This window comes from Erythrobacter sp. QSSC1-22B (assembly GCF_001678665.1).
Lineage (GTDB): Bacteria > Pseudomonadota > Alphaproteobacteria > Sphingomonadales > Sphingomonadaceae > Qipengyuania.
This window is the reverse complement of sequence record NZ_LZRP01000004.1, coordinates 263,336-276,567: the sequence shown is the minus strand read 5'-3', so window position 1 is coordinate 276,567 and position 13,232 is coordinate 263,336. Positions and strand designations below refer to the sequence as shown.

Below are 13,232 nucleotides of genomic sequence, written 5' to 3'. Positions count from 1 at the left end.
TGTTGACCCAGTTGTCGCCGCTCCCTGCGGCGAGTTCGATTCTCGAAACCTGCCATTCGAACCCCACGAACCCTTGAGGCAATGAGTTCCATGACATGTTGCTTCGGAACTTCGCGATCGTTCAAAACTCTATTGAAACTTTTTTGAAGGGAAACTATCTGTTAGCGGCGAGCCGGGCCCCTCTGGCGGACGATGTGTCGAAACGCATCGACCGTGATGTCGGATCGCTCCCTAGAAGGGGGGCTGATCGACTGGTGTTTACGTTTCACACATCAGAACCACCGCTCCCCCTTCGGATTGACATCGAAGGAGGTTTCTATGGAAAAAATTGTGCGACCGCACGGCAGGTTCTCTGTCACGGGCGTTCAGTACGACGCGGAATTGCGGAAGCATTTCACCGGCGTGTTTGCCTATATGGGTGGCAGTCTGGTCTTATCGGCAGCGATCGCTTTTGCCGTGGCGAATATTGCTCCTCTTGCCGCGATGATTTTCGGCACGCCGCTCAAATGGGTGGCCATCTTCGCTCCGTTGGCGCTCGTCATGTTCGCCTCTTTCCGGTTTGAGGAACTCTCGATGGGCGCGCTGCAGAGCCTGTTCTGGGGCTTTGCTGCGCTGATGGGTGTGTCCCTGGCCAGCGCGTTGCTGGTTTTCACGGGCGCAAGCATCGTCCAAGCATTCCTGAGCGCTGCGGTCATCTTTCTGGCGATGGCGCTGTGGGGCTACACGACCAAGCGCGACCTTTCAGGGTGGGGCAGTTTCCTGATGATCGGCCTAATCGGGGTGATCGGTGCATCAATTGTGAACCTGTTTCTGGCATCGGGTAACTTGTCCCTAATAGTATCGATCATCGGCGTGATCGTGTTCACCGGACTGACTGCGTGGGACATGCAGCGCCTTCGGAGCGAATATTTCGCCTATAGCGGGACGAATGCGGTCGCTGGGCAAGCCAGCCTGGGCAAGCTTCAGGTGATGGGAGCTCTCTCCCTCTACCTCAATTTCATCAACTTGTTTCAGATGCTGCTGAGCCTGTTCGGCCAGCGGCAGGAAGGATAAATAATGCGCATTCAGGAAACCGTCGCTTCGATGCTGTGCACGGTTTGCAGGACCGGCCTCTCCATGTCTGATCGTAGCGGTGTGGAGATCGACTTTTGCCCCTCGTGCCGGGGAGTCTGGCTCGACCGCGGCGAGCTAGACAAGATTATCGAACGAACCACTGCACCGCCCGTTCGTGAAACCGGTAGAGCGGCAAGCCCCGATCGGCGCAGTGGTCCCGGCGGGCTGATGGGAATGGCAGCGTCCATGCTTCAGGGCGAAGATGACCGGTACGATCGCAGCCGCGATGACCGATATGATGAACGGCGTCCTCGGAAGAAGAAGTCGCTATTGTCCGAATTTTTCGACTGATTTTGCGGTGGCCGGTTCTCCTGACAAGAGGATCGACCCCTCTTCCGCCAATGCAATCGCCGTGAGCTTGCGCATTCAAGGTCCATCTATGACCATACTATTCCTACTGCTCGACCTATCCATTGTCGCGGCGGCGTTTCTCTCCGGCATGTTCTGGTGGCTGGCCAGCCGGAAACGGCTGCGGCACATATGCCGCAGCGAGATACTCGACCACGCCGATTTCAACCGGATGGTAGTCGCTCACAACCGAACCCAGATTTTGAATGCGCGAGCGGCCGTCGCGACGGCCACCGCCGGGATATTGGCCGCAATTCGCCTGTCCGGAACCATGATTGCCGAGGTTATTATATGACCATTCTCCTTATAATTGTCGGGCTGGTCCTTCTTGCCGTTGGCGGCGATGTCCTTGTGCGAGGGGCTGTCGGCGTCTCAACACGGCTCGGTGTATCGCCCCTGCTTGCCGGATTGACCATTGTCGGGTTCGGCACCTCGACGCCCGAACTCGTTACCAGCCTGTTTGCCGCTTTCGACGGTGCGCCCGGTATTGCGGTGGGCAATATAGTTGGCTCCAACATTGCCAATATTCTGCTTATTCTGGGCGTGTCGGCGCTTATCCTGCCGCTGGCGATTGATCCGGCGGCATTCCGGCGCGACGGGCTCGCGCTGGCGGTGGCGACCTTGGCCTGCCTAGCGGTCGTGCTCCTCGGCTTTCTCAGCCGTCCGGTCGGCTTCGCGCTTCTGGCGCTGCTTGTGGGATATATTGTCTGGGCGTACCGTAGCGAACGCCGCCACCCCGATGCGGAATCGGTTATGCACGAACACGTCGCTGCGGACGTGACTTCACCCGGAATGAGCCTGATCGCCGCCCTTGGCCTGGCTGCCGTCGGGATCATCGGTACGATTATTGGCGCACGTCTGCTGGTCGATGGTGCCATTGAAATCGCGCGCGATTTCGGAGTAACCGAGACCGTGATCGGCTTGACTGTGGTCGCGGTGGGTACATCGCTACCAGAACTGGTTGCGTGCGTCATCGCAGCCTTGCGTCGTCACGCGGATGTTGCGCTGGGCAATATTATCGGTTCGAACATCTACAACGTTCTGGGCATTCTGGGCGTAACGGCGATTGCTCATCCGATCGAAATTCCGCCGGAAATCGCGGCGTTCGACATCTGGGTGCTGCTGGGCACGACGGCGCTGCTCGGGTTGTTCCTGCGGACCGGATGGACCCTCAAACGATGGGAGGGCGGCGTATTCCTGGTACTTTATGCGGGGTATGTCGGGTATCTGACGATTTGAGCCCGGCGAACTTGCCGCTTCCTCCATCGGTCAAGAGACGGCCTGCTGAACCGGCTTACTGTGCCAAGGCTGAGTGTAGCAGCGGGCAATCTCGACATCCGCCTTGATTGGACCTCTTGCTTAAGTGGCATCGGGTACGCCGACGTCCAACCGGCAGCGCCATCGGCCGTCACTCTCCCTCGCATGGAGCGGCAGCTGCATTGACGCTGCCCGCCCTGACCCAATGGTTTTAACCGGCGGTTGTCATTAACCTAACCGCAAAACTCATGTTCCATAGTGCCGATACAGTGCTTTGTTTTTCTTACGTAAATTGGCCTGCTATATGGCCGAGGGCCGATAAGGAACTTGGGATAAGATGACGTAGGAAATGGGAATTTCGGAAAGAGTAATCCTGCCTGGCGACACGGCAGACTCGGAACCAAGGGGGGCGAGGCAGCTCACCACTATCGATGCGTTGCGCGACTTACGCCAGCAATATTCATGCCTGCTCACCAATCTTCCAGGCGTGGTTTACAGATCAGAGGCGGAGGCACCCTGGTTCATAGCCTTCATCAGCAAAAGGGTTCGCGATCTGACCGGCCGCGGCGCAGATGAGTTCGAGAGCGGGCTGGCGTGGGAACGAATCGTCCACCCCGACGACTTAAATCTTCTTAAAGAAAAAGTTGAGGAGGCGAGCAGAGGACCCGGAGATTTCACTGCCGATTACCGCCTGCTGCATGCTGATGGCTCTGTAAGATGGGTTCGAGATCAGGCGCAGGTCGTTCGTAGCGGAAGCTCGAAGCTGTATCTGGAAGGATTTATTCAGGACGTTACGCCAGAGCGAGAGCTTGAACATAGCGCTCGAGCTGCCCAAGACGACGCCCAACAGAGGTTGGAGGCTCTCCAACAAGTGTTGGAGGGCACGAATGACTGCGTTTACTCCTTGGATCGCGACTGGCGGATATCTTATACCAACAGCAAGGCGCGGAGCTATTTCGGGGAAGAAAGCCTCCTCGGGAAGCCCATTATGGAGGTTTTCACGGATGAACGTTCACCCTTTCAGGAGGCATTTGTGCGGGCGATGGACCTACGCGAAGGTAGTGAAATCGGAGGCTTTTTGGAATCCCGCCAAAATTGGTATGAACTTCGGGTGGTCCCAACACCCGGCGGAATAACGGTCTTTTTTAGGGACACGACCGAGCAGCAAGAACTTCGCGAATTGGAGCGGAAGAATGCTGAGCGTTGGAAAGCGTCACTCAATACTATCCCCCAAATGGTCTGGTCGATGGCGGGTGACGCGCGGCAACCGGACTTCTACAATGATCGGTGGTATGAGTTTACAGGGCTGCCCCTCGGTTCCGTTGCGGGACCAAAGTGGATAGACCTTTTTCATCCGGATGATCGCGAAAAAAGTCTTTCTCTCTGGCGGCGGTGCAGGGAAACCGGCGAACCCTATGAAGCTGAGTACCGCCTCCGGGACCGGAACAGTGACTATCGTTGGGTGGCAAGTCGTGGTCGCCCGGAGATTGATTCAGAAGGATCGATTGTGCGATGGTATGGCACCTGTACCGATGTTCATGAGCGACTTCTTGGTCAGCTAGCTCTGCAATCTAGCGAAGCCCAGGCAAACGCGATTTTGAACTCGATCCCGCAGATCATCTGGTGTGCTGATTCTCATGGAAACCTCGACTTCATCAGCGACCAATGGCCGCAGGAAACTGAAGGGAGCGGTCAGGGCTTGTTGGGTGGAAGCTGGTTAGATGTGGTGCATCCCGAAGACCGGTCTCTGGCCAGACTGAGGTGGAAGGAATGCGTCCAAAGCGGTGACGCGTACGAAACCGCATTTCGCTTGAGGCAGCCGTCAGGTGATTATCTCTGGACTCTCGTGAGAGCGCAACCGGAACAAGATGATCGCGGCGGGATCCTCCGCTGGTTCGGGACCTGTACCGACATCCACGAACAGATAATCGCTCAGCAGGCTTTGCAACACAGCGAGCAGTTGAACCGCGGTATTGTGGAGGCAAGCCCTGACTGCATGTCTGTGCTGGATGCCGAGGGAACCGTCCTATACGTCAACTCATCGACGGTGATAGCTTATGGGGTCGATGATGCAAATTCCTTGGTGGGACGGCCGTGGGGCGGGGGCTTCCTCGAGAGGATGCAACGCAAAGCCGCGCGCGCTCTCAAGGTGGCAAGGGGAGGCGGCGTTGGCCGTCTGATCGTTCGAGGAGGCCCCTTCGACGAGCGCTGGTATGACATCGCAGTGGCGCCGATTACCGATGCTGAGGGCGGCCTCGTGAATTTTGTGGTCATCTCGCGCGATTTTACCGAGCGCAAGCGAGCCGAAGAAAAGGCGCAATGGGCCGCGAACCATGACTCTCTGACGAAATTGCCGAATCGCTTTCTTTTTCACAGGCGATTGGAGGAGGAGATCGCAAAGGCGGCGAAAGATGAAGGCAAATTTGCCCTCCTTTTATTCGATCTTGATTACCTCAAGAGCGTCAATGACGGGATGGGGTACGACGCAGGTGACGCGCTTCTGCAGGAGATTGCCGCTCGCCTCTCAAAATCTCTCTACCGTGACGATGTGGTGGCCCGCCTCGGCGGCGATGAATTCGGTGTCCTGCTATCCCGCGTCCAAGACGCTGCATCCGTCGAAAGGATGGTCGATTCTATCAAGAAACACTTAGCCGCACCTTTTGCGCATGGTGGAACACTCATTGATTGCCAAGGAAGCTTGGGAGCTGCAATTTTTCCTTTGCACGGTCGCCAACGGACCGAACTTATGAAGTGCGCAGACGTAGCACTTTACTCAGCAAAAAAGACTGCCAGGGGCCAATTAAAAATCTTTGACCCTTCCATGCGCGATCAGGTGCAGCGGAGGCTTTCCATGTTGAGCCTTGCCAGGAGCGCTCTGCAACGGCGATCCCTCGCGCCACATTACCAGCCAAAGATCAGTCTGGTTAATGGAAGCGTTTGCGGCTTCGAAGCTCTGATGCGTTGGCAGGATAGTAATGGTCGGCTTCAACTCCCCCTCACCATTGCAGCGGCATTCGATGACGTGGAACTTGCTACAAAGATCAGTGATCGGATGATGGAGGCCGTTTTAGAGGACGTGGCCGCATGGCTCGCGCAAGGCGTCGAATTCGGGCATGTTGCGCTGAACGCCGGCTCAGTGGAGTTGCGCAGAGACGACTTCGTTGACGTGTTCCTCAATCGGTTGGCTCAAAGGGAAATACCACCGAACCGAGTTCAGCTCGAAGTGACAGAGACCGTATTTCTCGGTCGCGGCGGTGACCGGATTGCAGAAAGCTTGTCAACGCTGAGTAAAGAGGGTGTGAAGTTGGCCCTCGACGACTTCGGGACCGGTTATGCATCCCTTTCACATCTCAAGCAGTATCCGGTCGATACTATCAAGATTGATCGTTCCTTTGTGCAAGACATCCAGACAGGAGCCGGAGGGCAGGCTATCATAGAAGCGATCATTGGGTTGGGTAAAAATCTCGAGATTGAGGTTGTGGCCGAAGGGATAGAGACTCCCCAACAGCATAAATTTCTACACAGGCTCGGCTGTGAATTCGCGCAAGGTTTTCTATACAGTGCAGCAATTCCAGCAATTAAAGTGCCTGGTTTACTGGATCGGTTTCCCGAGCCGGGGTTGCTGCTGAGCACCTTTGAATCCACTCAAGGTGGCCGCAATAAACATTAATGTAGCTTTGAGCTGCCGACAGTCCGCTAGCTTCCCATTTGTGTGATTCGTCGGCAGATCCCAAGGAGAGGTTCCATCCACCGTCCCGTTGATCGGCGCCAATAAGGCTTTTGCCTTCGTGGTCGCGTGGCAGGCAATCATCTATTGCGCCAGTGCCACCACTTCCCTTGTTGGCGGGAAGTGCTGAGCGACGGTTTCACATCTATGGCGACCTTTGCCAGAAGTTCTGACAGGTTGATCTTTCCGAAACTTTGCACTCCGAAGCGGGTCCTCGTGACCCAGACCACTTCGCCTTTGAGCATAGTGCCGCGATGTTGGATGTGCACAGTGTCGCCGACAGGGGGGACAACCGTAGCCCTCACCATAAATCCAGTCGGAGAGATATTCGCGAGGGTCACGTCGATCCATCGGTCACCATCTGCTATCTTGACCTTCAGCATCGCCATCTGCCGAGGTGCCCGTTCCGTAGGATGCGCCATCAGATTGCGATGCGCTTTTGAGAGTGAAGGACGATTGAACCGCATCAGGTTATCGTTAGATACCTTACGGAAATATCCGCTTGCCACCCAGCTTGAACCGGTCACAGCGGCTTACGCGACGGTTTGGATCGCCTCCCTCGGTGAGAACAACAGCGTGCCCTCGACCCGGTTACGTCCGCCAGTCTTGGCCTTGTAAAGGGCCGTGTCAGCGGCCTGAAGCAAGCCATGCGGCATCTCGATAGTGCCGCCGCTTGCCGCCATGGCAGTGGCCACTCCGACGCTCACCGTTACAACCGAACTGACCGCTGTGTCGGGATGCGGAACTGCCAGAGCTTCCACCGCGAAACGAATTCGTTCACCCGTGGCAAGGGCGCGCTTGTGATCCGTGTGAGGCAGGATGACTGCAAACTCCTCCCCCCCGTAGCGCGCGGTCAACTCACCTTCTTGCTCGGCATGTTCCGCAATGGCGGCAGCTACTGTGCGCAGGCAGTCGTCTCCGGCCTGATGTCCGTTGGCATCGTTGAACGCCTTGAAGCAATCGACATCGATTATGAGGAGCGATAGCGCACCATCCTCTCTGAGTGCCCCACGCCACTCTCTTTCGAAGGCCTCGTCAAACGCGCGGCGATTGGCGATTCCGGTCAAACCGTCCTTACGGGCAAAAGCCTCCAACTGAGCCTCAAGAGCCTTCTTTTCGGAGATGTCTCGCATAGTGAAGACAATATCTGTCGGGCGACCGCTCTTTGGATCGAGCACCGTGCTGCAGTTCGTCTCGACCCAGATGAGGGCGCCGCCGCGCTGCTTTACACGGAACTCAAGCTTCGTTTCTGGAAGCTTTCCTGAGAAGTGACCTTGGACCGCCTGGGCAAGCGCATTCTGGTCTTCTTCGTAGACAAAACCGTTCTCGACGACATTACCGCCCATCGAGTAGATTTCCTTGAGAGAGCAACCAAAGAGTCGTTTAACAGAGGGGGATATGTAGCGGGCCTGCCCGTCCACACCGAAGCGAAAGATGACGTCACCGCAATTCTCGGCAAGGAGACGAAGCGACTCCTGCTCATATGACGTACGGCTTTCCTCCCCGGTCCTATTTTTAAGCTTCCTCAAGAGCGCACTCGCAAATCGAAGTGGGCTTTTCATATTTTCAGTCCTTCTCGGGAACACAGCCTAGAGTAGGGCAGGCGCCTTAATAATTATACCCCGGCTGTTTCGCGGCTGCCTCTGGTGATGGGTGCGCACGAAGGGGGTCACGTTACAAAGAATCGCGGCCAAAACACCGGCAAGATTGGACCCTTCGAAACAATGAAGCGTTGGTCAGTCTCACAATGAAAGGACCAACTATGATCAAGCTCGCTGCCCTCGGGGCACTCGGTTACGCTGGATATAAATACTACCAGAAGAACACTACGCAGAGCTCGCGTAGCGATACCTCGCAGAATGCCGTCGCCGGAGGTCCGCTCAGCGACAAAGCCACGGTCCAAACTGCGACAACTTCGCCGGTAACTAACTGATCGAAAATCGGGATGGGCCAGCCGGAGGAGAGATCCAGTGCTGGCCCGCCACAATGCCTTACTCGATGGGAAAGGCAGGTTTACGCTACGTCCATTGCGTCCGCAAGGCGCTCAACCGTGTAGAGGATTCTCGATGAAGAACGGCTCGAACACGCCCAAGGTTATTGCTGTCATGGTTGTGATGGCAGCGGCCCTAGCCTTCTTGATTGCATGGGCATTCGTGCCCTTCATGGCCGACTAGAGGCGGGGGTTCGGCGTCATCTTACGCTTGGCGGAACTTCCGGTGAGCCGGCCCGAATGGTAGGAGGCCAAGAGGTCTGCTTGAGGTCGAGTGACGCTCTGATATTGAACCAAAGCGCTTTGCCTAGATAAAGTGGCAGCATCGAAATTAACTCACTTTGGGTCCTGCATGGGAAACACCCTTCTGAGACAACTGGACTGCTGTTAAGCTATTGATATATATGATTTAAGCAAAATCTGTCACCCGTATTCGTAATGATGGGGTCAGGTGTTCGAGTCACCTAAGCGGCACCACCCCTTCCAGTAGGATAATAGCAAGCTTCCAGCGGAAGGCCCATTCGGCTGGCCGCGGGTTTGGGTCCTGTTTGGGGCACTTTGGGTATGCAACTGGGCTCCACCCATGCCAAACCTACGCAGGCCACGGGCTCCAAACTCTCTGAAGGATGCTGCCGTTTGAGCGGCAGCTTTTGGGATACTGGAGTTGGAGGCTGCATGGCTGCCTTTGGGGTGGCAAGCTGCCATTCTCTCGCACAGTAGAACGCCGCCAGTCTTTCGACACGAGAAATTGCTAAATAGAGTGGACGGTCTCCGGCGTAGGAGACAGCCACCTTCTGTCGACGTTTAAGGGAGCGCATAGCTCCACCTACGTATCCAAATCCAAGTAGCAGCATCGCCCCAGTGCCCGGTTCACCACGTTTCCACCGGAGGGAGCGTCCACATGCTTACGTGTTGATGGCCCGATAGTGTTTCAACTTGGGACGCTTCACGAGAACAAGGCGGCTTCTAAGATAACTTGTAGTGAAAGTCTTAGAAAATTGTTAAAAGCTTGGTGGGGTCGAGTCGTTCTTGATAATCAGGGTCGTTCTTGAGAATCGGGGGTTTAGACCATGTCTCATTTTTCGAAGAATATGTTGTCAGTTGCAGCCGCGAGCGCCGCATTCGCTATCGCTTCGCCCGCTGCCGCAGCGGTTTTCCCATGCAGCAGCGGTCCGGGCATCGACCTTACGACCGATCAATGTATTGCTCTGGGCAACGATAACCTGGCATCGGTGGAGGCGGCTATCGCCGCAGCGACCGGAACCAACGTAAGTATTCTTGACCTCGTTCTTTACGGTAAGAGCGACGATAATCCCTCGCTGATCAGCTTTTTACCCAACCCTGAACCAGAGGACGGTCAGTTTACAAACTGGACGGTCCTAGACGGCACTTTGATCAACTATGTTACCGTCAAGGCCGCAGGTGACTTCAAGGTTTACCAACTGACCGGCGCAGGAGCCAATACGGGATTTGTTAATACCTTGGGCATGTTGAACCAAGGCGGTAATCAGCCCGATATATCTCATCTCTCGTTCTGGACTTCCGCTACGCCTGCTGTTCCTGAGCCCGGCACGTGGGCCATGATGCTCCTTGGTTTCGGTGCCATCGGCTTCGCAATGCGCCGCCGCAGAGAGGATAAGGTGCGTCTGCGCTACGCCTTCTGAGGCCCTTCACACCTCACTAAAGATTTGAAATAAGGAAAGCGGGGCTTCGGTCGCCGCTTTTCTATTTTAGCTCTTTAATCCAAAGATGCCTTGAATTGGGTCGTTTGCCTACGGGCAGCTTTCGGCACAAAATCCTGACAAGCAGTCAGTCCGCGTCCGGTAAACGCCCGTTTCCCGTGCCCCCCAAGACCTTGCGTGCTGAGCGGCGATTTGGCACGCTAAGGCCATGAAAATGCGTGGTCAGCGATGGCGGTATCGGATCGGCAATCACCTCGTTGATGTCGACAACGGTTTTGCTTGGATCGGCTGGGCGCAAGAGCGGATGGTGGTGAATGGCGAGCCGCTCCACCGCACAGGCGCGTGGTTTTCCTTCCGGCGTTCCTTCAAGGAGCCGTGGCTGACCCCGATCGGCGACGACGAGCTCAGCATCGATATGCGCTCGACACTGACCGGCATCGTCTGCAACGCGACGATCGCCGACGAACAGGTTGAGCCCGAAGCGCTCTACGAAACTGCTTGGTCGGGCGGAAAAGGCAGCTGGCCCGAGGATGAGCAATGGATCGAGACAAAACAGTTCTCGTTCTTCAAGTTCTAGGACCCCGCCGGCCGACAGGAAACGAGACAAATTGGGCCTCGTTTCGGTGTTCCGCTCACGGTTCGGCCCGGTCGCTTCCAGACGATCTGGACGCCGCTACGCGCGCCCACTGTGCCCGAGCCTAAGCCGACCCCTGCCCAGGCAGAGAAGGACGAGTTCTTGCCGACCCGCGTGGTTATGGACAATGCCTTCCGAGCCAGAAGTTGCCTTTCAGCATTCGGCCCTAGTGCCGCCCAAAGGTGCACGGAAAACGAACCGGCGGTTTTGGTGAACGAGAATTTCCATCCCTTGACCGCTTATGGGTCGTGAGCGGCCATTCCGCTTTGCAGGTTCAGCGTAGCGTTTGCTGCCGTTCAGATGGCGACCAAATCGGACGGAAGGCCATCCCTACAACCACGCCATCAGCCGCCGCGTATCAAAAATGGATTCGCCCGACGCTTGGGCCTTGCAGGTCGAAACTCCGCCTCATCCCCTTCGTCACCTTGGGCTCGAAAAGGGGCCCCGCCACCTTTCTGGCGACGGTCGATCAGCGACGGCCCGCCTATGGCTCGTCGCCAAGCGCCAACCACAGCGGACCGTCGAAACGCAACAGGGCCGCGGCCTAAATCCGGCGTGACAATGTAGCGGTGTCGCAATTTCGGCCTGCCGAGCCCCAGACAATTCCGGCGGCGAACGCCGCCCCCTCGAAGGCCGAGGTCAGCGCCTCGCCCATCGGACCGAGACCGATTCCCCCCACCGCCCGGCTGATCACTGTCAACTGGAACTGAGACGAGGGGAAAGCCGCAACGAGGCTCTCCAGGCTTCCGGCCATCATCCGGCCTCCTAGCAGGGCGATCACCAGCCCGGCCCCGGCCCCTAAGAGCGCGGCGATGCCCACAGCGCGGAGCGACCTATGCTTGGCGAGAAAGACCGCCAATCCGACCGTGCCGCCAAGGATGAAACCCTCAGTCGCGCCTGCAAACCCGTCGACTTCGCGGCCAAACAAAAGGCGAAACGCGTCCCCGCCGAGCAGATTGGCGAAGGCTCCTAGCGCGAGGCCCCCGAGCGCGCCGCTGGCAACCCACCAATACCAGCGCGGCGGCTTGACGAAGCGCGACAAAGCCACCCCCGCGCCGATCCCGGCACCCGCCACCCCGGCGCAGCCGACTGATACTAACACCAGCACCAGCAGCAGCGAGATCGCGCCGCCACCGCCGCCAAGTTGGGCCTGGGTGGCGCCGAGCGCGCCATAGCAAAGTCCGACCAGCGCCCCGGCGAGCATTGCGCCGCCGGTAGCCGCCAGCGTGTCGTGAAGAAAGAGCGCGCGCGAGGTGTCCAGATCCTTCTCGAGAGGAAGCGGCGGCGGGGAATGCGGTGGCGGGACTGCCGCCGCGCCGTATGATTTCTCGACGTCCGCAATGAAGCGGTAGCCGTGCTTGGGCACGGTCTGGATGAACCGCGGCGCCACCGCGGTGTCGCCCAGCGTCCGGCGTAGGGTGCGGATGGCTTGGGTCAGCGCTTCGTCGGTCACCGGGATTCCGCGCCAGACCTCCTCCATGAAGCGCTCCTTGGTGACGAGCTCGCCGCTCGCTTTTACGAGCAGGATGAGGGCGTCGAGATAGCGGGCGTTGAGCTCGAGCGGCGCACCGTCGCGCGACAGCTTGCGATCGCCGGGATCAAGCCGAAACGGCCCGAAGTGGATGGCCAAATGGCTCATTTCAGCAATTGCTCACTTTTCGCTCATGCCGCTCACCCCTGGGTCCGGCCACTGATGGCGCTTCGCCAATCGGGAGACAAGACCATGACCATTACCAAAGCCAAACATTCTCGCTCGCTGCTCAACCCCTGGCGCTTGCTGGGTTGGGGAACCATCGCCGGGCTCATTGCACTGCCCGCTATTGCCATGCGGTTCACCGGAGAGGTCGACTGGACATCGGAGGATTTCGTCTTTGCGACCGTAATGCTGGGCGGCGTCGGGTTGGCGTTTGAACTTGCGGTGCGCGCCAGCGGCAGCTGGGCCTACCGCGGCGGGGCGGCGCTGGCGCTAGGCGCTGGACTGATTACCCTCTGGGCCAATGCGGCAGTGGGGATCGTCGGCGACGAGGACCGCCTGATCAATCTGTGGTTCAACCTGATCCCGCTGCTGGCGCTATTCGCCGCGATCGGCGCGCGCTTTTGGGCTAGGGGGATGGCAGTCGCTATGACTGCCACTGCAGCCGCGCAGATCGCTGTGGGGGTGATGGTGCAGCTCAACGGCGAATTTGCGTGGGTGTTCACCCTTGTCCTTGCGGCGGCATGGCTGGCTTCGGCTTGGCTCTTCCGCAAGGCTAGCGCCACGAGTTAGGGGGCCGGCGCTACGCCGGTCTGCGGCTCCACGATCAGACCGGCGGCCATGTGGCAAAATGTCGGCGCATCCGGCAATCATCAGTCTGCGAAGCTAGGAATGCGTTTGCCTTTCGTGCGGCTCGTGAGATGAATGAGGCGACAGCGGTCGCAGCGGTAGGTCCAAAGTTGCAAGCCGGAGCGCCTAAATTAGCGCCGTTTGGCTTTTAATGGCAT

At 57.7% G+C, this 13,232-nt stretch carries 11 protein-coding genes; 8 read left to right on the top strand and 3 right to left on the bottom strand.

The features are described from left to right. Positions 1 to 318 precede the first annotated feature (318 nt). The 5 genes from A9995_RS08955 (at position 319) to A9995_RS08940 (ending at position 6,388) form a co-directional block, all read left to right on the top strand. The gene (locus A9995_RS08955) at positions 319 to 1,053 is read left to right on the top strand and encodes a Bax inhibitor-1/YccA family protein (RefSeq protein ID WP_067611715.1); all 735 of its coding nucleotides are present in this window, start codon (positions 319 to 321) and stop codon (positions 1,051 to 1,053) included. Positions 1,054 to 1,056: 3 nt separating this feature from the next. Continuing rightward, positions 1,057 to 1,404, top strand: coding sequence for a zf-TFIIB domain-containing protein (locus A9995_RS16015; protein WP_082992597.1), 348 nt, complete (start codon positions 1,057 to 1,059; stop codon positions 1,402 to 1,404). Then, complete coding sequence (locus tag A9995_RS17365) at positions 1,316 to 1,756, top strand: hypothetical protein (protein WP_233998149.1); 441 nt, start codon at positions 1,316 to 1,318, stop codon at positions 1,754 to 1,756. The genes A9995_RS16015 and A9995_RS17365 overlap by 89 nt, the downstream gene beginning before the upstream one ends. After that, positions 1,753 to 2,700, top strand: a complete 948-nt coding sequence (locus tag A9995_RS08945; protein WP_067611709.1) for a calcium/sodium antiporter — start codon at positions 1,753 to 1,755, stop codon at positions 2,698 to 2,700. Before A9995_RS17365 ends, A9995_RS08945 begins: the two co-directional genes overlap by 4 nt. Positions 2,701 to 3,067: 367 nt before the next feature. Continuing rightward, complete coding sequence (locus A9995_RS08940) at positions 3,068 to 6,388, top strand: EAL domain-containing protein (protein ID WP_067611706.1); 3,321 nt, start codon at positions 3,068 to 3,070, stop codon at positions 6,386 to 6,388. Positions 6,389 to 6,525: 137 nt separating this feature from the next. On the opposite strand, the gene A9995_RS08935 is transcribed toward A9995_RS08940, so the two are convergent. Together A9995_RS08935 and A9995_RS08930 are read right to left on the bottom strand one after the other, a co-directional pair. Continuing rightward, positions 6,526 to 6,912, bottom strand: coding sequence for a PilZ domain-containing protein (locus A9995_RS08935; protein ID WP_082992596.1), 387 nt, complete (start codon positions 6,910 to 6,912; stop codon positions 6,526 to 6,528). Positions 6,913 to 6,978: 66 nt separating this feature from the next. Further along, the gene (locus A9995_RS08930; RefSeq protein ID WP_067611699.1) at positions 6,979 to 8,007 is read right to left on the bottom strand and encodes a sensor domain-containing diguanylate cyclase; all 1,029 of its coding nucleotides are present in this window, start codon (positions 8,005 to 8,007) and stop codon (positions 6,979 to 6,981) included. 1,498 nt (positions 8,008 to 9,505) lie between these two features. Here A9995_RS08930 and A9995_RS17360 point away from each other — a divergent pair. Both A9995_RS17360 and A9995_RS08920 read left to right on the top strand, forming a co-directional pair. Beyond that, the gene (locus A9995_RS17360) at positions 9,506 to 10,099 is read left to right on the top strand and encodes a PEPxxWA-CTERM sorting domain-containing protein (RefSeq protein ID WP_233998144.1); all 594 of its coding nucleotides are present in this window, start codon (positions 9,506 to 9,508) and stop codon (positions 10,097 to 10,099) included. 232 nt (positions 10,100 to 10,331) lie between these two features. After that, entirely contained in the window at positions 10,332 to 10,694 is a 363-nt protein-coding gene (locus A9995_RS08920) for a hypothetical protein (protein WP_168157368.1), read from the top strand. 601 nt (positions 10,695 to 11,295) lie between these two features. Here the strand turns inward: A9995_RS08920 and A9995_RS08915 are convergent. Beyond that, complete coding sequence (locus tag A9995_RS08915) at positions 11,296 to 12,390, bottom strand: transcriptional regulator (protein WP_067611689.1); 1,095 nt, start codon at positions 12,388 to 12,390, stop codon at positions 11,296 to 11,298. An 84-nt stretch (positions 12,391 to 12,474) separates the two neighbouring features. Between A9995_RS08915 and A9995_RS08910 the strand changes: the two genes are divergently transcribed. Beyond that, positions 12,475 to 13,017 carry a hypothetical protein gene (locus A9995_RS08910; RefSeq protein WP_067611861.1) on the top strand — a complete coding sequence of 181 codons (543 nt, stop codon included), beginning with the start codon at positions 12,475 to 12,477 and terminating at the stop codon, positions 13,015 to 13,017. Positions 13,018 to 13,232: the final 215 nt, after the last annotated feature.